Below are 17,978 nucleotides of genomic sequence, written 5' to 3' on the forward strand. Positions count from 1 at the left end.
TGTGCGAGTTTACCGGCGGTACGCCTCCAGCCCTCAATCGCGCGACGCGGTGCCATGCCGGGACCACTCAGGTGATTTCTGACAAACGGGCTATTGCGGCCGAGCGCGCGAGGGTGGACCCTCTCTCATGGGCACCACGCACATGCACCCTGACCCGGCACCCCGCCACGGCTTCGTGCCGCCGTGGCTGCTCGAGCGGATCGGCAACGACCACGCCGCTGACGATGCGGGCATGAGGGCGCGCCGGTCCCGGCTCTCGGCAGGTTTCGAGCGGCGCATGCCGGTGCTCGAGGGCGGTGCCGCCTGGACCGTCCACGACGCCTGGGGGACCACGAGCCTGCCCGGCACGCCGATCCGGGCCGAGGGCGAGCCGGAGGCCAACGACGTCGCGGTCAACGAGGCTGCCGCGGGCATCAGTGCGACCCTCGCGATGTTCCGGGAGGACTTCGGGCGGTCGTCGTACGACGACAAGGGCGCCCCCGTCTCCCTCACCGTCCACTACGGCCGCGACTACGACAACGCGTTCTGGGACGGCCAGCACCTCGTCTTCGGCGACGGGGACGGCAGGGTGTTCGAGCGCTTCACCAAGCCGGTCGACGTGCTCGCCCACGAGTTCGCCCACGCGGTCATCGAGCACACGGCCGGGCTCGTCTACCGCAGCGAGCCCGGAGCGCTCAACGAGTCGCTCGCCGACGTGTTCGCCGCCTGCCTCAAGCAGCGCCTGCTCGGGCAGTCCGCCGCCGAGGCCGACTGGTTGATCGGCGCAGGACTGTTCATGCCCTCGATCGGGGCCCGGGGCCTGCGCGACATGGCCCGCCCCGGCACCGCCTTCGACGACCCGGTCCTGGGTCGGGACCCCCAGGTCGGCCACATGGACGACTACATCGTCACCGCCGAGGACAGCGGCGGCGTCCACCTCAACTCCGGCATCCCCAACCGCGCCTTCCACCTGGCCGCGGTGGCCATCGGCGGCTCGTCCCTCGAGGGCGCCGGACGCATCTGGTACGACGCCCTCGCCGGCGACGGCCTCGGCTCCACCGCGACCTTCCAGGACTTCGCGGCCCTCACCGTGGCGCGCGCCGACCGCCACGCCGACGCTGTCAGGACCGCGTGGGAGCAGGTGGGCGTGACGCCCGACCGTCGCGATCCCGGCTCGGGTCGTTCCTCGGCCCCTGCGCCGCCGGAGGTCGTCCGGGTGAGCCGGTCCGGCGGCTTCGCGGGCATGACCGTGACCGGGGCGGTGGCGCTCGCCGACTGCGACCCCCGCTCCCGCGAGCTGGTCGAGCGGCTGGACCCCGAGGTCGCGCAGGGCACGCCGCCCGAGCCCGACAGGTTCGTCTACACCTTCGAGGTGGACGGCCGGCCGCCCGTGCGGGTCCCCGAGCAGCGCATGACCAGCGAGCTCCTGGAGCTGGCGCAGCAGGTGCTGGGCACGCACGCCAGATGAGCGCGAGCTGACTGACCGCTCGGTCTAGTCTCGCCCTGTGCCTCGCCTACGTCGTACCTCACCCGACCAGCCGGGATGGACCAGACGCCGCGCCGGCAAGGGCTTCGTCTACCTCGACGAGCACGGTGCGCGCCTCACCGGCGAGGACGCCCAGCGCTGCAAGGACCTCGTCATCCCCCCAGCGTGGCAGGACGTGTGGATCACCCCCCACGCCAACGGGCACCTCCAGGCCGTCGGCACCGACGACGCCGGCCGTCGGCAGTACCTCTACCACCCGCAGTGGCGCTCCAGCCGCGACGCTGCGAAGTTCGAGCGCATCATCGACTTCGGCAAGGCGATGTCCCGGGCGCGGGAGAAGGTGATGACCGACCTCGGCGCCGAGGGGATGAGCCTGGAGCGGGCCTGTGCGGTCGCGGTGCGGCTGCTCGACCTCGGCTACTTCCGCATCGGCAACGACGTCTACACCGACACCCACGGGTCCTTCGGGCTGACGACCCTGCTCCGCGAGCACGTGAGCAAGCGGGCGGGGAAGCTCAGGTTCTGCTTCGTCGGGAAGTCCGGCATCGAGCACTGCATCGACATCGACGACCCGACCGTCATCGAGGCGCTCGACATCATGCGCCGGCGCCGCGGCGGCGGCGACGTCCTGCTGGCGTGGAAGGACGGACGCCAGTGGCGCAGCCTGAGCCCCGTGCAGGTCAACGACTACATCCGCGACACGACCGGCGTCGAGGCGACCGCCAAGGACTTCCGCACCTGGCACGCCACCGTCATCGCCGCCGCTGCGCTGGCCGACACCAAGGAGCCCGGTCAGTCGAAGGCGTCCCGCAAGCGCGCGATCGCGGCCACGATGCGTGAGGTCTCCGAGTTCCTCGGCAACACCCCGGCGCTGGCGCGGTCGGCGTACGTCGACCCGCGCGTCGTCGAGGCCTACGAGAAGGGTCGGACCATCGGGACCGCCGTGCGCCGCAGCTACGACACCGACGACCAGCGGCAGGCCGCCCTCGAGCGCGCGGTCCTGCGACTGCTGCGCTCCTGAGGGGGTGGCCTGCCGGGCGACTCGCGAGCGCATCGAGCGAAGGTCGCCATTCGCGAGTGGCCGATCGCTGTCGTGCTCCAGACTGGCGGCTGAATCGGGGCAAGGGGGATCGGTATGAGGGTGGCCGCCGTGTCGGCTCGGATCGCTGGCTCCATCCTGGGGACGCTTATCCTCGTTCCGGGCACGGTGCTGTGTCTGCTCGACATGGGTGTGGCGGGTTCATGGAAGTGGTTCCCGGCCTGCCTCGTGCTGGTCGCCGGTCTGGCGGGGTGCCTCGCAGCCGCGCTGTGGTGGCGCAGACGACGCATGCGCTTGGTGGCAGCGTGCACCGCGTTCATATGGGCAGTCGTGGCGCTGGGTGTTGCCTACTCGCCAGCCGTCGCGACGCGGACCGAGATCCGGGCAGCCTTTGACCGTGTGCACTATGACCAGGCGCTCGTCGATCCGTACGTCGATGAGCTCGGTGGAACCTGGTGCGGAGCCGGCTTCACCGACTTCGGGGGATGCCCTTGGTTGTTGGTGGACTACTTGGTTGACGAAGGACAGGGCATGGAAGTGGTTCGTGCCCTGGAGGACGCCGGGTTCGAGATGGTCGGGGAGCCTCAGCGGCGACCGCTCGAGGACGTCGACCTCCCCGGGTCGGGGTTGAGCGCGATGGGGTCCAGATACTGGCTCAAGGGCAACGGGATGCGGCTCGAGGTGACCGTCATCAGCGAGCGGGCAGTCGCCGTCGCCCTGCCCGTCGGCGGCGAGGAGGGCATCACGACATACGTCTCCCCGGCCACAGAGCGAGTCAGCGTGGAGATGAGCGACGCGAAGAACGCCGAGCGACTTGGCGGCTCCGACGACCTCGGCTTCTGGACACCCGATGCAGGGCTCTCCGACGTGGAGCCGCCTCCCGGTTGGTGAGGCCTGGTAGCCGCACTTGCAGTTCTCGCAACGGCTTCTTGACGTCGGCAGATCGGGCATGGGCGCTGCTCCAGTAGGGCACACGCATGGGATGGAGGTGAGTCGTTCCTGAGGTCGAACTCGTTGTCCACATCGTGGCTGAAGGTCGGTCTTCAGGGGCTCGGTGTCGGTGGTCTCCGGTTGTATTGAGACATGACCTCCTCCACCACCAGCGCCGGCCCGGTGCCGGCGCGTCCGGTGCTGGAGGGGTTGAGCAGCAGCCAGCTGTTGACTCACGCGAGCGAGATCGAGCAGCTGTCGCGGCACGTCGAGGTGGCCCGCCTGGAGGTCGCGCTGGAGTGGGCGATCGCCCACCCGGTTGTGGTCGAGACGTCGTCGTCGGTGCTGGAGGCTCCTGACCAGCTTGGCGGGGTGGGGACTCCGCAGGTGGCTGCGTTCGCGACCGACACCCTCGCGGTAGCGATGTCGGTGCCGTCGGTGGCTGCCTCGCACCTGGTTGCTGATGTGTTGGACCTGTCGTTCCGGCTCCCGCTGCTGTGGGACCTGACCCGTGCGCTGCGGATCCCTGCGTCGCGTGCGCGTCGGGTGGCGGCCGCGACGCGTGAGCTCTCGGTCGAGGGGGCGGAGTGGGTGGACCGCCAGGTTGTTGCGGTGGCCGGTCGGGTGTCGACCGCGCAGTTGGACCGGATCGTCGCCCACGCCGTCGCCCAGTTCGACCCCGACGCCTTGAAGGACCGCGAGGCTCGCGCCCGTGACACCTGGGGTGTCGACCTCGACCACCCCACATCCGGTGACTACGCGGGCACGTCCACCCTGACTGCGCGCGGCGACTCCCTGGACCTGGCCCGTTTCCACGACGTCGTCAACGCCGAGGCCGACACCTTGTCTGCCCTAGGTGACACCGACAGCCTTGGGCAGCGGCAGGCCAAGGCGCTGGGCGTGATCGCGGCCCAGCAGGCCGCGCTCGACCTCACCGGCCTCCTCGGCGGCGAGCAGCCCGACGCAGAGCCCTCGCACTGTGAGCGCGTAGCCGTTCGGGCCAGGGCGCTGACCCGGTCCCAGGCCAAGGTGAAGCTTCACCTGCACGCTTCCCTGCCCGACCTCCTCACCCGTGATCACGACGACTTGGTCGGCACTGCTGACACCCTCGGCCCCGCCACGCTAGCGAGGATCCGGGAGTGGGTTGGCCATGCCCGCGTCACGGTCGTCCCGGTCCTCCACGTCGCCGCCGACGACTCCTGGACCGTCGACCGGCACGACCCTCCGCCCCGGATGGCCGAGATGGTCCGTCTGCGCGACGAGACGTGCGTCTTCCCGCGCTGCGGCCGCCACGCCCGAGGCTGCGACCTCGACCACATCGATCCCTATGACACCGGCCCGCCAGACGACGCCGGGCCTACCACCCCGGCCAACCTCGCACCCTTGTGCAGGCGCCACCACCGAGCCAAGACCTCCGGCGCCTGGTCCTACCAACGCCTCGCACCCGGCACCTACCTGTGGACCGGGCCCGCCGGCATCACCACCCTCGTCACCCCTGACGACGTCACCGACCTCTGACCCGGTTTCAGCCCGCCGTCACGATGCGGGAATGTCGTGTCCCCAGTGATGTGACCGGATGCATGGGGACCTACTCGTCGCGCATCGCGGCAGATGCGGTCGTGGTTGGCGCTAGGAAGTCCGTGCCGTCGAGGAGTACGAAACCGCTGCGAGACAAGCCAGGACCGCAGCCAGAATGAAGCCAACACCGACGCTGAAGATCGCCAGCAATCCGAGGACTCCGAGGATGACCGTTGCCGCGATAGCGGAGAGCCGGCCAACTCCCGGGCCGAGCGCCAGAGCCGATGCCAACGCGGCGAATGTGCCGATCAGCATGATCATGACCCAAGGGAAGACGCTCCAGAAGGAGTTGTTGCCTTCCTGCAGGATGACAACCACATAGACAGCCGTCGTGAGCGCGGCGATAGCCGCGCTGGCCGATGCCGACGCGCGCCGGACACCGTGGAGTGGCTCCATCCGAAAGACGCTACTCCCGTGCACGCGCTTCGCGTACCTCTGTCTGCCGCGGACTCATCTCGGCATGAGAGTGCGTTGCTCGTGGGCCTCGCACACTTGAGAATTGGGAGACAGCGGCCTCAGAGGTTCTCGACGACCCAGTCGATCGACCGGGTGAGCTGCTCGACGTCGGCCGGGTCGACGGCGGGGTACATCGCGATCCGGAGCTGGTTGCGGCCGAGCTTGCGGTAGGGCTCGGTGTCGACGATGCCGTTGGCGCGCAGCACCTTCGCCACCTGGGCGGCGTCGATGGAGTCCTCGAAGTCGATGGTGCCGATGACCGACGAGCGGTGCTCGGGGTCGGTGACGTAGGGCGTGGTGAACGACGTCCTCTCGGCCCAGCCGTAGAGCGCGTCGGAGGAGGCGGTGGTCCGCTCGACCATGCCCTTGAGGCCACCCTGGGAGTTCATCCAGTCGAGCTGCTCGGCCATCAGGAACAGCGTCGCGACGGACGGGGTGTTGTAGGTCTGGTTCTTGGCGGAGTTGTCGATCGCGGTCGGAAGGTCGAAGAAGGGCGGGATGTAGCGGTCGCCCGCTGCGATCTCCTCGGCCCGGGCCAAGGCCCGCGGCGACATGATCGCGATCCACAGGCCGCCGTCGGAGGCGAAGCACTTCTGCGGCGCGAAGTAGTAGGCGTCGACCTGGTCGAGGTCGACGGGCAGTCCGCCGGCGCCGGAGGTGGCGTCGATCAGCACCAGGGCGTCGTCGGCCGCGCCCTCGGGGCGGCGCACCGGCGCCATGACTGCGGTCGACGTCTCGTTGTGGGCCCAGGCGTAGGCGTCGACGCCCTCCTCGGCGACCGGATCGGGACGCGAGCCGGGGTCACTGGCGATGACGCTCGGCTCGGCCAGCCACGGGGCCTTCTTCGCCGAGCTGGCGAACTTGGAGGAGAACTCCCCGAAGGTGAGGTGCTGGCTCTTCTCGCGGATCAGGCCGAAGCACGCGATGTCCCAGAAGGCCGTGGCCCCGCCGTTGCCGAGCACGACCTCGTAGCCCTCGGGGAGGTCGAAGAGCGCGGCCAGGCCCTCGCGCACGCGACCGACGGTGTCCTTGACCGGGGCCTGCCGGTGCGAGGTGCCGAGCAGCTTGTCGCCGGTGGCGGCGAGGGCGTCGAGGTGGCTCGTCTGGATCTTGGAGGGGCCGGCGCCGAAACGGCCGTCGGCGGGCAGCAGGTCAGCGGGGATGCGGAGGTCGCGGGCGTCGGTCATCCGGAGGAACCTTTCGGAGCTCGGGTCGGGGCTCGGGTGTCAGGAACTGACGACGCTGTCAGACGATCCCTATTGTGGCACCCACGATCGCCCCCCTCGAATCGGGGCGACGGCGGCGGACAGTGAAGGAGAAGCAGTGGCCAACCCGCCAGCGCCACGGCACAACTCGCGGGCGGTGCGCGCGCTCGCCCTCGTCGCAGCGCTCGTCCTGCTCCTCCTCGGTGCCGTCCTGCTGTGGCAGGGCAGCACCGGGTTCATCGACGAGGCGGCCTCGAGCGAGATGTCCGGTGGCGACACGTTGGTCGACCTGCTGGTCGTCGCCGCGGGCGCTGGCAGCCTCGTCCTCGCGCTCGTCGCAGCCCGGGTCGCCGAGGTCATCTGATGGAGCTCACCATCGAAAGGGTCGCCCTCACCCATCCCGAGGTCACGCCTCTGGTCGAGGCCGTGCAGGGGTTCTACGTGGAGCGGTACGGCACCCCCGACGAGGCGCCCATCGACCCCACCGAGTTCGAGGACCCGGTCGGGCAGTTCTACCTCGGCCGCCTCGACGGACGTCCGGTCGCGACCGGCGCCTGGCGACGCAGCACGGTCGTCGCCCTGGGTGGCGGTCGCAGCGCCGAGGTGAAGCGGATGTACGTCGCCCCGGCGGCGCAGGGCCTCGGTGTCGCCCGACGGATGCTCGCCCACATCGAGGAGACCGCGGCGGCCGCCGGCATCGACGTACTCGTGCTGGAGACCGGCCTCCGGCAGCACGAGGCGATCTCGCTCTACGCCTCCTCGGGCTTCGAGCCCATCCCGGGCTTCGGCTACTACCGCGGCTCCGAGCTCAGCAGGTGCTTCGGCAAACGTCTATCGTGAGCCGCATGGAGCGCGGGCTCATGCTCAACGACGCAGACTGCGGCTTCTGCATGCGCACCGGGCGGCTGGTCCCGCGGCTCGGGGTCGACATCGACGCCTCGACGATCCAGGAGGCCGACCTGACGGCCCTCGGCGTGGACCCTGCTCGCGCAGTGCTCGAGATGCCCTACGTGCGCCCGGACGGCGTCGTCGACTACGGCCACCGGGCCTTCGCCTCGATCCTGCGCACCGGTCCGCTGCCCGCGCGCGCGGCCGGTTGGCTGATGACGACCCGGGTCGTCGAGCCAGTGGCCATCAGGGCCTATCGATGGGTCGCCCTGAACCGCCACCGGCTGCCCGGCGGCACGGCTGCGTGCTCGCTCGAGGACCGTCTCTGACCCGTCTCGTGCCGCCCGCCCGAACTACGGGTCTGTAGTTCGTTCATTCCCGTGAATGAACCAGTCGGGGCGACCTACGGTCAACGTGCTCGAGTGACCGCAGGTGAAGGTGGGGACGATGGGACGGCTTGTCCGACGAGGTGTCGGCGTCGCGCTGATGCTGGTGGTGTCGCTCGTCGCGACCCCCGGCACCGTCGCTGCGAAGGACGCCGTGCCCGACGCGCGCAAGGCGACGATCGTGACGAGCTCGGCCCCCTACGTCCTGCTGCCCATGGAGGACTACTCCGGCTATCAGCCGCAGACCCGGTGCCGTCGCCGCGCCAAGACCGGCGTCCTCGTCCTGGCCGACTGGCTGGTCGCCCGCGGCGGGGGCTACGGCCCCATCAGCCGCTCGTGCAGCGGGTCGAGCACCAGCGAGCACAAGGAGTCGCGAGCCTTCGACTGGCTCCTCGACGCGAACGACCCGGCCCAGGCGGCAGTCGCGCAGGCCTTCCTCGACGAGATCCTCGCCCCTGACGACACCGGCCAGCCCCACGCGCTGGCCCGCCGCATGGGGATCATGTACGTCATCTGGGACGACAGGATGTGGGCGTCGTACGACGGCTTCGAGGAGGAGCGCTACCTCAGCTCGGGCTGCCGCTCGCGCCGCCGCTGCTCGCCGACGCTGCGCCACCGCGACCACGTCCACATCTCGCTGTCCCGCAAGGGCGCGAAGGGCATGACGTCCTGGTACGCCGCCCAAGGCCTCGTCGTGCCCGTCGCTGGTTGAGGAAGGACGGAGTCCTGTCACGAAACCAGGTCTCGTGGCGGGCCTGGCGGCCCTCCTCGACCAGCGACGCGGCCTACTTGCCCCAGGCGTCGTTCCAGCCGTCGACCTCGCTGGCAGGGCGCGTGCCGGGGCCCGCGTAGACGGCCGAGGGGCGGATGAGGCGCCCGGTCATCTTCTGCTCGAGGATGTGGGCCGACCAGCCGCCGGTGCGTGCGCAGGTGAACATCGAGGTGAACATCGGGGCCGGCACGTCGGCGAAGTCGAGGACGATCGCCGCCCAGAACTCCACGTTGGTCTCGAGGACGCGGTCGGGCCGGCGCTCGCGCAGCTCGGCGAGGGCGGCCTTCTCGAGCGCCTCGGCCACCTCGTAGCGCGGGGCGTCGAGCTCCTTGGCGGTACGGCGGAGCACGCGCGCACGCGGGTCCTCGGCGCGGTAGACGCGGTGACCGAAGCCCATCAGCCGCTCGCCGCGGTCGAGGAGGCCCTTGACGTAGCCCTCGGCGTCACCGGACTTCTCGACGTCGGAGATCATGCCGAGCACGCGTGACGGGGCGCCGCCGTGGAGGGGGCCCGACATCGCGCCGATGGCACCCGAGAAGGCGGCGGCCACGTCGGCGCCGGTCGAGGTGATGACGCGCGCGGTGAAGGTGGAGGCGTTCATGCCGTGCTCGGCAGCCGAGGACCAGTAGGCGTCGATGGCGTGCGCGTGCTTCGGGTCGGCCTCGCCGTGCCAGCGGATCAGGAACTTCTCGGCCAGCGTCTTGCCGGCGTCGACCTCGGCCTGGGGCACGACGGGCTTGCCGAGGCCGCGCGCCGACTGGGCGGCGTACGACAGCACCATCACCGCGACGCGCGAGAGGTCCAGGCGCGCCTGCTCGTCGGAGATGTCGTAGGTCTGGCCCATGCCCAGCATCGGCGCGAGCATCGCGACCGAGGCCTGCACGTCGGCGCGCACGTCGCCGGTGTGGATGGCGATGTTGTAGGGCTCGGCCGGTGGGAGCCCGGGGGAGTAGGTGCCGTCGACGAGCAGCCCCCACACGTTCTCGAAGGGGACCCGGCCCACGAGGTCCTCGATGTCGACGCCGCGGTAGCGCAGCGAGGAGCCTTCCTTGTCGGGCTCGGCGATCTGCGTCTCGAACGCGACGACACCTTCGAGCCCGTGGTGAACCTCGGTCATACGTGCCACTCCTTTGTGGTGGGTCCCAGCCCCGGAGATGTCACGGAGCGCCCTTCATTGTGCACCGGTGTCACCGCCCGGGTCTCGGGCGCCCCACCGCCGGGTCGGTCTACTCTCATCCGCATGGACGGGACAACGGGGGAAGAGGGGTCGCGCGCCGTCGACTTCGCGGCGCTGCGGGCGGACTATGCGCGGGGCGGCCTCGACGTGCCCGACCTCGCACCCGACCCGTTCGCGATGTTCCGCCGCTGGCTCGATCAGGCGATCGCGGCAGGCGTGCACGAGCCCAACGCCCTCGTCCTGTCGACGGCATCCGCCCAGGGCGTGCCGTCTTCGCGGATGGTGCTGCTCAAGGGCCTCTCGGAGCAGGGGTTCGTCTTCTTCACCAACAGCGAGTCGCGCAAGGGCCGCGAGCTCGCAGCCCAGCCGGCCTGTGCCCTGCTGTTCCCCTGGCACCCCCTGGAGCGGCAGGTGCGGGTCGAGGGCACGGCGACACCGCTCGGCGAGGCCGAGGTGGCGGCCTACTTCGCCAGCCGCCCGCGCGGCGCCCAGCTGGGGGCATGGGCCTCCCCGCAGTCGCGGCCGGTCGGCTCGCGGGCGGAGCTGGCGGCGGCCTACGCGAAGGTGGAGGAGCGCTTCGCCGGCACCGACGTCCCCGTGCCCCCGCAGTGGGGCGGCTACGTCGTCGCGCCGGAGGCCGTGGAGTTCTGGCAGGGGCGGCCGGGGCGGATGCACGACCGGCTGGTCTACCAGCGGTCGGGGCCGGGCTGGGACGTCGTACGCCTGGCTCCCTGACCATCACCGCTCGAGACAAACTCGGTGGTGGGAATTCCCTCCAGCCGAATAACGTTGCGCACCGCAACGATCCGGACCGGGGGACCCCTGCATGCTGCTCACGCTGATCCGCGACGGCGTCGCCCCCTACCGGGGGTCGCTCGCCGTCGTCGTGCTCATGCAGTTCCTGGCCACGGTCGCCGCCCTGTTCCTGCCGAGCATCAACGCCGACATCATCGACAACGGCATCATCACCGGCGACATCGGCTACATCTGGCGCCTCGGCGGGGTGATGCTGCTGGTCTCGCTGGCCCAGGTGGCCTGCACCGTGGTCGCGGTCTACTTCGCAGCACGCACCGCGATGCGCTTCGGCCGTGACACCCGCGCTCGGATCTTCGAGCGGGTCGGCACCTTCTCCGCCCGCGAGGTGCAGCACTTCGGCGCACCCTCGCTGATCACGCGTGAGACCAACGACGTCCAGCAGGTGCAGACCCTGGTGGTCACGGGCGGGACGCTGGCGATCATGGCGCCGATCATGATGGTCGGCTCGATCCTGATGGCGCTGCGCGAGGACGTCGGGCTCTCCTGGCTGATCGTCGCCGTCGTGCCCGCGCTGGGGATCTCGGTCGGGTTCATCATCTCGCGGATGGTGCCGAGCTTCCGGCTCATGCAGGTGCGCATCGACGAGGTCAACCGGCTGCTCCGCGAGCAGATCACCGGGGTCCGGGTGGTGCGCGCCTTCGTCCGGGAGCGCCACGAGACCGAGCGCTTCGCCCGCGCCAATTCCGAGCTGACCGACGTGGCCATCACGGCAGGGCGCTGGATGGCCGCGATGTTCCCGACGGTGATGCTGGTCGCCAACGTCTCGACCGTCGGGGTGCTGTGGTTCGGCGGCCACCGGGTCGAGAGCGGCGCGATGGAGATCGGCGCGCTGACGGCCTACATCTCCTACCTCATGCAGATCGTGATGTCGGTGATGATGGCGATGTTCATGATGATGATGGTGCCGCGCGCCACGGTCTGCGCCGAGCGCATCATGGAGGTGCTCGACACCGAGTCGTCGGTGCATCCGCCCGCCGTGCCCGTGGGTGAGGTCGCCGAGCGCGGCACGCTGCGCCTCGAGGACGTCGACTTCGCCTACCCCGGGGCAGACGTGGGCGTCCTGCGCGGCGTCTCGCTGGAGGCCGGCCCGGGCCGCACCCTGGCGATCGTCGGCTCCACGGGCTCGGGCAAGTCGACCCTGGTCAACCTGTTCCCGCGCCTCTTCGACGCCACGTCCGGGACCGTGTCGGTCGGCGGCGTCGACGTCCGCGACCTCGACCCCCAGACGTTGTGGAGCCGGCTCGGGCTCGTCCCCCAGCGTGCCTTCCTCTTCTCCGGGACCATCGCCTCCAACCTGCAGTACGGCAGGCCGGATGCGACCGAGGACGAGATGTGGCACGCCCTCGAGATCGCCCAGGCCCGGGAGTTCGTCGAGGCGATGCCCGACGGACTCCAGTCCAGCGTCGCCCAGGGCGGCAGCAACTTCTCCGGCGGGCAGAAGCAGCGGCTCGCCATCGCCCGCGCCGTCATCAGGCGGCCCGAGATCTACCTCTTCGACGACTCCTTCTCCGCCCTCGACCTCACCACCGACGCCCGGCTGCGCGCGGCCCTTCGCCCCGAGACGGCCGACGCGACGGTGGTGATCGTGGCGCAGCGCGTCTCCACGATCCGCGACGCCGACGAGATCGTCGTGCTCGACGACGGTCGGGTGGTCGGGCGCGGCACCCACGAGGAGCTGCTGGCCGACTGCGAGACCTACCAGGAGATCGTCGCCTCCCAGCTGAGCGCGGAGGAGGCCGCATGAGCGACGGCAAGCTCCAGGAGACCGAGCGCATCCAGGCGGGCCCCGGCCACGGCCGCGGACCGATGGGTGGCGGGCTGGTGGGCGGCAAGCCCTCGAACTTCAAGGAGTCGGGCAAGCGCCTGTTCGGCCGGCTGCGCCCCCACCGGGTCAAGGCATCCCTCGTGGTCGCGCTGACCATCGGCAGCGTGCTCCTCATGGCGGTCGGCCCGCGCATCCTCGGCCAGGCCACCGATCTCATCTTCGCCGGCCTCATCGGCGGTCGGCTGCCCGAGGGCACCACCCAGGAGCAGGCGGTGGAGGCGCTGCGGGCCGGCGGCGACGACAACGTCGCCGAGATGGTCTCGGCCATGGACCTCGTGCCCGGCCAGGGGGTCGACTTCGACGCCGTCGCGCGGGTTCTGCTCCTCGTGCTCGCGGTCTACCTGGTGGCCTCGCTGCTGTCGTGGCTCGCGGGCTACCTGCTCAACGACGTGGTGCAGGCGACGGTGCGCCGGATGCGCTCCGACGTCGAGGACAAGGTCAACCACCTGCCGCTGTCCTACTTCGACAAGCAGCCGCGCGGCGAGCTGCTGAGCCGGGTGACCAACGACATCGACAACGTCTCCCAGTCCCTGCAGCAGACGATGAGCCAGCTGCTCTCCTCGGTCTTCACCGTGGTCGCCGTGCTCGCGATGATGCTGTGGATCTCCCCGCTGCTGGCGCTGATCGCCCTGGTGTCCGTGCCCGTCTCGATCGTCGTCACCACCCAGGTCATGAAGCGCTCGCAGGGGATGTTCGTCCAGCAGTGGCGCAGCACCGGACGGCTCAACTCCCACATCGAGGAGACCTTCTCCGGACACGCCCTGGTCAAGGTGTTCGGTCGGCAGGCGGAGGCCGAGCGGGTCTTCGCCGAGCAGAACGACGACCTCTACGAGGCGTCCTTCCGGGCCCAGTTCGTCAGCGGCCTGGTGATGCCGATCATGATGTTCGTCGGCAACGTCAACTACGTCGCGGTCGCCGTTGTCGGTGGCCTGCGCGTGGCCAGCGGCCACGTCTCCCTCGGCGAGGTGCAGGCCTTCATCCAGTACACCCGCCAGTTCACCCAGCCGCTCTCCCAGATCGCGTCGATGGTCAACCTGCTCCAGTCCGGGATCGCCTCGGCCGAGCGGGTCTTCGAGCTCCTGGACGCAGAGGAGGAGTCACCCGAGCCGGCGTACGACATCTCGGCCCCCGCCACCGGCCCCGGCGAGGTGCGCTTCGAGCGGGTGTCGTTCTCCTACGACCCCGACCGCCCGCTGATCCAGGACCTGTCGCTGGTCGCGCAGCCCGGCCACACGGTCGCGATCGTGGGGCCCACGGGCGCCGGCAAGACCACGCTGGTCAACCTGGTGATGAGGTTCTACGAGCTCGACGGCGGCCGGATCACGCTCGACGACGTCGACATCGCCTCCATCCCCAGGCCGGTGCTGCGTTCGCGGATCGGGATGGTCCTGCAGGACACCTGGCTCTTCGAGGGGACCATCCGCGACAACATCGCCTACGGCCGTCCCGACGCGACAGAGCAGGAGATCCTCGCCGCCGCGCGGGCGACCTTCGTCGACCGGTTCGTGCACTCGCTGCCCGAGGGCTACGACACGGTCATCGACGAGTCCGGCGAGAACCTCTCGGCCGGTGAGCGCCAGCTGCTCACCATCGCCCGGGCGTTCCTCTCCGACCCGGCGCTGCTGATCCTCGACGAGGCGACCTCGTCGGTCGACACCCGCACCGAGCTGCTGCTCCAGCAGGCGATGTCGGCGCTGCGCAGCGACCGCACGTCGTTCGTGATCGCCCACCGGCTCTCCACGATCCGTGACGCCGACCTCATCCTGGTGATGGAGGACGGTGCCATCGTCGAGCAGGGCACCCACGAGGAGCTTCTCGCGGCCGAGGGCGCCTACGCGCGGCTCCACCAGTCGCAGTTCGTGGCGCCGCTGGAGGAAGCCACCGCCTGAGGCCGGTCAGGGCGTCCCGGTCGGCGTCGCCACCGGGATGGTCGCCTCCGCAGCGCCGGGCAGGAGCGGCGCGACCACGGTGTTCGGCGGCGTCTCGGCCAGGTCGCCCTCGTTGGCGGCGGGGCGGTGGCCACGCACCGCCCGCATCGCCGGCCGCTCGACGACGTACCAGCTGATCGTCGCGAGCACCACCATCAGCGGGACCGACAGGGCGGCGTGCACGTAGGTGCCGTAGGCCGCGCCGCCGAGGACGACGACCAGCTGCTGGCTCGGGAAGGCGTAGACGTAGCAGCCGTAGGAGATGTCGTTGCGCCGGATCCAGCGCGGGCAGGGCAGCACCTTGCCGAGCCAGAGCAGGAAAAGCGTGAGCAGCGGCGCCCCGGCGTGGGGACCCCAGCCGCCCTGCCAGGCGACCAGGCCGGCGAACACCGCGAGGCCGGGGACGGCGACCCACCACGTGACCGGCACGTGGTCGCGCACGGCGTAGAGCGCAGCACCGCCGAAGAAGAAGGGCATGACCGTCAGGAGCAGCCCGATCTCTCCGTGCCCGCCGAAGTAGGCCAGGGTGGTCTCGGGGTCGGCGGCGGCCCACACGGTGAGGGCGAAGACGGGGACCAGCAGCAGGGGACGGCGTCGTACGAAGCCGATCGCCAGCAGCCCGCCGATGGCGAGGTAGCAGAGGAACTCGTAGTAGAGCGACCACAGCGAGCCGTTCCACGCGCCCGGGTGGGGCGCGGTCGCGAGGGTGCCGGCGACGCCGTACTCGCGGATGTTGAGACCGAGGTTGGTGAACACGTGGCCCAGGGGAGTGGGCGCGGTCGTCAGGAAGCCGTCGAGCGTCCCGCGGTCGTGGAGGTAGGCGATCGGCGCGAAGCCGAACGCGACCACGACCAGGCAGGCCAGGAAGCCGGGGTAGATCCGGGCGATGCGGTGGGTGAGGTAGGCGCCGAAGCGGGTGCGCAGCCGGCTGCCGGTGATGAGGAAGCCACTGAGGCAGAAGAACATGTAGACGGCCCACGTCCCGAGGTGCTGGCCGTTGACCAGCGGGCCGAGGCCGTTGCCCGAGAGCGTGTAGGAGTGGGCGAACAGCACCGTGCATGCCAGGACCAGCCGCACCAGGTTGAGGCTGTTGTGGTGGGGGTCGAGGGTCTGCACGGAGCGGCAGCCTAGTCGCTGGCTCCGGCGCGGCCCGAAAAGGCGTTGAGCGGTCCGGCGGTGCGACGTACGGTGGGTGCACACGGAAAGGAGGTGGTCCGAAGCAATGAAGTCTTTTCGGATGAGTGAGGTGGCTGCGCGCTAGTCGCAGCTCGAAGCTCGGCCGCGAATCCAACGCAGCCACCCGACCCGCAGGCTCCCGGACATCATCCCCCGGGGCGACGGCCTGCGGGTCGTTCCATTTGGTGGGGCTTCCGCGCGGGAATACAGTTGCCATGCACAACGGTTGTGTACGACAACTACCCCGCGCTCGAAGGACCCGTCCGTGACCCAGGCACCACCCGCCCAGACCGAAGCCTCCGCCGTCCTGCCCTCGGCCGAGCAGTCGGGCCAGATGACGCACCGCGAGGTGCTCGAAGCCCTCAGCGGGCTGCTGCTCGCCATGTTCGTCGCGATGCTCTCGAGCACGATCGTCTCCAACGCGCTGCCCACCATCGTGACCGAGCTGGAAGGCAGCCAGACCGGCTACACCTGGGTCGTCGTGGCCACGATGCTGGCGATGACCGCGACCACGCCGATCTGGGGCAAGCTCGCCGACCTCTTCGACAAGAAGATCCTGGTGCAGTCGGCGCTGGTGATCTTCTCCGTCGGCTCGCTCATCGCCGGCTTCGCGCAGTCGATGGACGTGCTGATCGGCGCGCGCGTGGTGCAGGGACTCGGTGTCGGTGGCCTCACCGCACTGGTGCAGGTCGTCATCGCGACCATGGTCAGCCCCCGTGAGCGCGGCCGCTACTCCGGCTACATCGGCGCGACGTTCGCTCTGGCCACCGTCAGCGGCCCGCTGGTCGGAGGCGTCCTCGTGGACACGATCGGGTGGGAGTGGTGCTTCTTCGCCGGGATCCCCGTCGCGGCCCTGGCCTTCGTGGTGCTCCAGAGGACCCTGCGCCTGCCGGTCGTCAAGCGGGAGGTCCACATCGACTACCTCGGTGCCTTCCTCCTCATGGGCGGCGTCTCGACCTTCCTGGTCTGGGTCTCCCTCGGCGGCCAGCAGTTCGACTGGGTCTCCGGCCTGAGCGCCGCCCTCCTGGTCGTGGCGCTCGTGCTCGTCGCGGCGGCCGTCCGCGTCGAGATCTCCGTCGCCAAGGAGCCGATCATCCCGATGCGCCTCTTCCGCGACCGCACCCTGACCCTCGCCACCGTCGCCTCGGTGCTGATCGGGGTCGCGATGTTCGGGTCGACGGTCTACCTCAGCCTCTACTTCCAGCGCGCCAAGGACCTCAGCCCCACCGAGGCTGGCCTGATGTCGATCTGCATGGTCGGCGGGCTGCTGGTCTCCAGCATCGTCAGCGGCAACATCATCACCAGGACCGGTCTGTGGAAGCGGTGGATCGTCGGCGGCATGGTCGCCGTGATCGCCGGGATCGCCCTGCTCGCGACCATCGACGCCACCACGCCGCTGTGGCAGACCGGCGTCTTCATGGCCGTGCTGGGCCTCGGACTGGGCGCCACCATGCAGAACCTCGTCCTGGCGGTCCAGAACACCGTTGCGCTCGCCGACATGGGGGCGGCCTCCTCCGTGGTGGCGTTCTTCCGGGCGCTCGGAGGCTCGGTCGGCATCGCCGCTCTCGGCTCCGTCCTCGCCCACCAGGTCGCCGACGCCGCGAAGGCCGGGCTCGAGGCGCTGGCCCGCACGCAGCCCGAGGTGCTCAAGGGCCTCACCTTCGACACCGGCGGGATCCCCGACCTCGCCGCTCTGCCCGCACCGGTGCGCGCCGTCTTCGAGTCCGCGTTCGGCGATGCGACCGGCCACATCTTCCTGGTTGCCCTACCGTTCGCGGTCGGGGCACTCGTCGCGGTGCTCCTCATCAAGGAGGTTCCGTTGCGCACCACCGTGCACCGGGAGGACGAGCTCGTATGACGACCCCACGCGACGCCGACCTGCGCCGCATCGAGTCAGAGGTCCTCGTCCTGCTGCGGCGCATCAAGCGGGTCCTCGTCGAGCGTGCCCACGCGATCCACGCAGACCTGGGCCCGACGTCGTACCTCCTGCTCTCGCGCATCATCGCGGCCGGCGAGCTGCGCGGCTCCGACCTGGCGGGCAGCTTCGGCGTCGACAAGGGCGGCGTCAGCCGCGGGGTCCAGCACCTCGTCGACCTCGGCCTCGTCGAGCGGAGCCCCGACCCGGAGGACCGTCGCGCCTCGCTCCTCAGGGCGACCCCGCTCGCGCTCGAGCGGATGGCCGCGCTGGAGCAGGCCCGGCGCGAGCGCTTCGACGAGCGCCTCAGCGGCTGGGACGACGCCGACGTCGCGCGCTTCGCCGACCAGCTGGCCGACTACAACCGGCTGCTCTCCGACGACAACTGCTGAACCCCCGATACTCCGTATCAAATGGCTCGT

General features: G+C 70.4%; 17 protein-coding genes. 13 read left to right on the top strand and 4 right to left on the bottom strand.

The genetic code is table 11. The features are described from left to right. Window positions 1-127 precede the first annotated feature (127 nt). From EXE58_RS11275 to EXE58_RS20065, 4 genes are all read left to right on the top strand, one after another. On the top strand, window positions 128-1,447 hold the full coding sequence (locus EXE58_RS11275) for a protealysin inhibitor emfourin (RefSeq protein ID WP_244242182.1): 1,320 nt from the start codon (window positions 128-130) through the stop codon (window positions 1,445-1,447). A 37-nt stretch (window positions 1,448-1,484) separates the two neighbouring features. After that, window positions 1,485-2,486 (top strand): DNA topoisomerase IB, encoded by a 1,002-nt coding sequence (locus EXE58_RS11280; RefSeq protein WP_135267976.1) that lies wholly within the window; start codon window positions 1,485-1,487, stop codon window positions 2,484-2,486. A 129-nt stretch (window positions 2,487-2,615) separates the two neighbouring features. Next, window positions 2,616-3,395 carry a hypothetical protein gene (locus tag EXE58_RS11285; protein WP_135267977.1) on the top strand — a complete coding sequence of 260 codons (780 nt, stop codon included), beginning with the start codon at window positions 2,616-2,618 and terminating at the stop codon, window positions 3,393-3,395. 192 nt (window positions 3,396-3,587) lie between these two features. Continuing rightward, window positions 3,588-4,952 (top strand): HNH endonuclease signature motif containing protein, encoded by a 1,365-nt coding sequence (locus EXE58_RS20065; protein ID WP_135267978.1) that lies wholly within the window; start codon window positions 3,588-3,590, stop codon window positions 4,950-4,952. Window positions 4,953-5,063: 111 nt separating this feature from the next. On the opposite strand, the gene EXE58_RS11295 is transcribed toward EXE58_RS20065, so the two are convergent. Both EXE58_RS11295 and serC read right to left on the bottom strand, forming a co-directional pair. Then, on the bottom strand, window positions 5,064-5,408 hold the full coding sequence (locus tag EXE58_RS11295) for a hypothetical protein (protein WP_135267979.1): 345 nt from the start codon (window positions 5,406-5,408) through the stop codon (window positions 5,064-5,066). 119 nt (window positions 5,409-5,527) lie between these two features. Next, window positions 5,528-6,655, bottom strand: a complete 1,128-nt coding sequence (serC, locus tag EXE58_RS11300; RefSeq protein ID WP_135267980.1) for a phosphoserine transaminase — start codon at window positions 6,653-6,655, stop codon at window positions 5,528-5,530. 136 nt (window positions 6,656-6,791) lie between these two features. On the opposite strand from serC, the gene EXE58_RS11305 reads away from it, so the two are divergent. The 4 genes from EXE58_RS11305 (at window position 6,792) to EXE58_RS11320 (ending at window position 8,659) form a co-directional block, all read left to right on the top strand. Then, entirely contained in the window at window positions 6,792-7,037 is a 246-nt protein-coding gene (locus EXE58_RS11305; RefSeq protein WP_135267981.1) for a hypothetical protein, read from the top strand. Continuing rightward, window positions 7,037-7,513, top strand: a complete 477-nt coding sequence (locus EXE58_RS11310; protein ID WP_135267982.1) for a GNAT family N-acetyltransferase — start codon at window positions 7,037-7,039, stop codon at window positions 7,511-7,513. The genes EXE58_RS11305 and EXE58_RS11310 overlap by 1 nt, the downstream gene beginning before the upstream one ends. Window positions 7,514-7,518: 5 nt before the next feature. Beyond that, window positions 7,519-7,890 carry a thiol-disulfide oxidoreductase DCC family protein gene (locus EXE58_RS11315; protein ID WP_135267983.1) on the top strand — a complete coding sequence of 124 codons (372 nt, stop codon included), beginning with the start codon at window positions 7,519-7,521 and terminating at the stop codon, window positions 7,888-7,890. Window positions 7,891-8,008: 118 nt separating this feature from the next. Continuing rightward, a complete protein-coding gene (locus tag EXE58_RS11320; protein WP_135267984.1) occupies window positions 8,009-8,659 on the top strand; it encodes a VldE C-terminal domain-containing protein in 651 nt (216 codons plus the stop codon). Between the two features lie 73 nt (window positions 8,660-8,732). Here EXE58_RS11320 and EXE58_RS11325 read toward each other — a convergent pair whose 3' ends face one another. Continuing rightward, entirely contained in the window at window positions 8,733-9,836 is a 1,104-nt protein-coding gene (locus EXE58_RS11325) for a citrate synthase 2 (RefSeq protein ID WP_135267985.1), read from the bottom strand. 123 nt (window positions 9,837-9,959) lie between these two features. Here EXE58_RS11325 and pdxH point away from each other — a divergent pair, with 123 nt between their 5' ends. The 3 genes from pdxH (at window position 9,960) to EXE58_RS11340 (ending at window position 14,426) form a co-directional block, all read left to right on the top strand. Beyond that, the gene (gene pdxH, locus EXE58_RS11330; protein WP_135267986.1) at window positions 9,960-10,631 is read left to right on the top strand and encodes a pyridoxamine 5'-phosphate oxidase; all 672 of its coding nucleotides are present in this window, start codon (window positions 9,960-9,962) and stop codon (window positions 10,629-10,631) included. A gap of 91 nt (window positions 10,632-10,722) precedes the next feature. Then, window positions 10,723-12,456: an ABC transporter ATP-binding protein gene (locus EXE58_RS11335; RefSeq protein WP_135267987.1), complete on the top strand. Its 1,734-nt coding sequence runs from the start codon at window positions 10,723-10,725 to the stop codon at window positions 12,454-12,456. Further along, window positions 12,453-14,426: an ABC transporter ATP-binding protein gene (locus EXE58_RS11340; protein ID WP_135267988.1), complete on the top strand. Its 1,974-nt coding sequence runs from the start codon at window positions 12,453-12,455 to the stop codon at window positions 14,424-14,426. Before EXE58_RS11335 ends, EXE58_RS11340 begins: the two co-directional genes overlap by 4 nt. Window positions 14,427-14,432: 6 nt before the next feature. Here EXE58_RS11340 and EXE58_RS11345 read toward each other — a convergent pair whose 3' ends face one another. Beyond that, on the bottom strand, window positions 14,433-15,581 hold the full coding sequence (locus EXE58_RS11345) for an acyltransferase family protein (protein ID WP_167288832.1): 1,149 nt from the start codon (window positions 15,579-15,581) through the stop codon (window positions 14,433-14,435). 325 nt (window positions 15,582-15,906) lie between these two features. Here EXE58_RS11345 and EXE58_RS11350 point away from each other — a divergent pair, with 325 nt between their 5' ends. Together EXE58_RS11350 and EXE58_RS11355 are read left to right on the top strand one after the other, a co-directional pair. Then, window positions 15,907-17,499 (top strand): MDR family MFS transporter, encoded by a 1,593-nt coding sequence (locus EXE58_RS11350; protein WP_341869494.1) that lies wholly within the window; start codon window positions 15,907-15,909, stop codon window positions 17,497-17,499. Further along, a complete protein-coding gene (locus EXE58_RS11355; RefSeq protein ID WP_135267990.1) occupies window positions 17,496-17,948 on the top strand; it encodes a MarR family winged helix-turn-helix transcriptional regulator in 453 nt (150 codons plus the stop codon). Before EXE58_RS11350 ends, EXE58_RS11355 begins: the two co-directional genes overlap by 4 nt. The last annotated feature ends 30 nt before the right edge of the window (window positions 17,949-17,978 follow it).

The sequence above is a fragment of the Nocardioides seonyuensis genome, assembly GCF_004683965.1.
GTDB classification, from domain to species: domain Bacteria; phylum Actinomycetota; class Actinomycetes; order Propionibacteriales; family Nocardioidaceae; genus Nocardioides; species Nocardioides seonyuensis.

Bases quoted from the DNA above. Each gene is read 5' to 3' on its own strand.
- EXE58_RS11275 (WP_244242182.1), top strand. From the start codon at position 128: ATGGGCACCACGCACATGCACCCTGACCCGGCACCCCGCCACGGCTTC.
- EXE58_RS11325 (WP_135267985.1), bottom strand. From the start codon at position 9,836: ATGACCGAGGTTCACCACGGGCTCGAAGGTGTCGTCGCGTTCGAGACG.
- EXE58_RS11355 (WP_135267990.1), top strand. From the start codon at position 17,496: ATGACGACCCCACGCGACGCCGACCTGCGCCGCATCGAGTCAGAGGTC.
- EXE58_RS20065 (WP_135267978.1), top strand. From the start codon at position 3,588: ATGACCTCCTCCACCACCAGCGCCGGCCCGGTGCCGGCGCGTCCGGTG.
- serC (WP_135267980.1), bottom strand. From the start codon at position 6,655: ATGACCGACGCCCGCGACCTCCGCATCCCCGCTGACCTGCTGCCCGCC.
- EXE58_RS11295 (WP_135267979.1), bottom strand. From the start codon at position 5,408: ATGGAGCCACTCCACGGTGTCCGGCGCGCGTCGGCATCGGCCAGCGCG.
- pdxH (WP_135267986.1), top strand. From the start codon at position 9,960: ATGGACGGGACAACGGGGGAAGAGGGGTCGCGCGCCGTCGACTTCGCG.
- EXE58_RS11320 (WP_135267984.1), top strand. From the start codon at position 8,009: ATGGGACGGCTTGTCCGACGAGGTGTCGGCGTCGCGCTGATGCTGGTG.
- EXE58_RS11310 (WP_135267982.1), top strand. From the start codon at position 7,037: ATGGAGCTCACCATCGAAAGGGTCGCCCTCACCCATCCCGAGGTCACG.
- EXE58_RS11340 (WP_135267988.1), top strand. From the start codon at position 12,453: ATGAGCGACGGCAAGCTCCAGGAGACCGAGCGCATCCAGGCGGGCCCC.
- EXE58_RS11315 (WP_135267983.1), top strand. From the start codon at position 7,519: ATGGAGCGCGGGCTCATGCTCAACGACGCAGACTGCGGCTTCTGCATG.
- EXE58_RS11335 (WP_135267987.1), top strand. From the start codon at position 10,723: ATGCTGCTCACGCTGATCCGCGACGGCGTCGCCCCCTACCGGGGGTCG.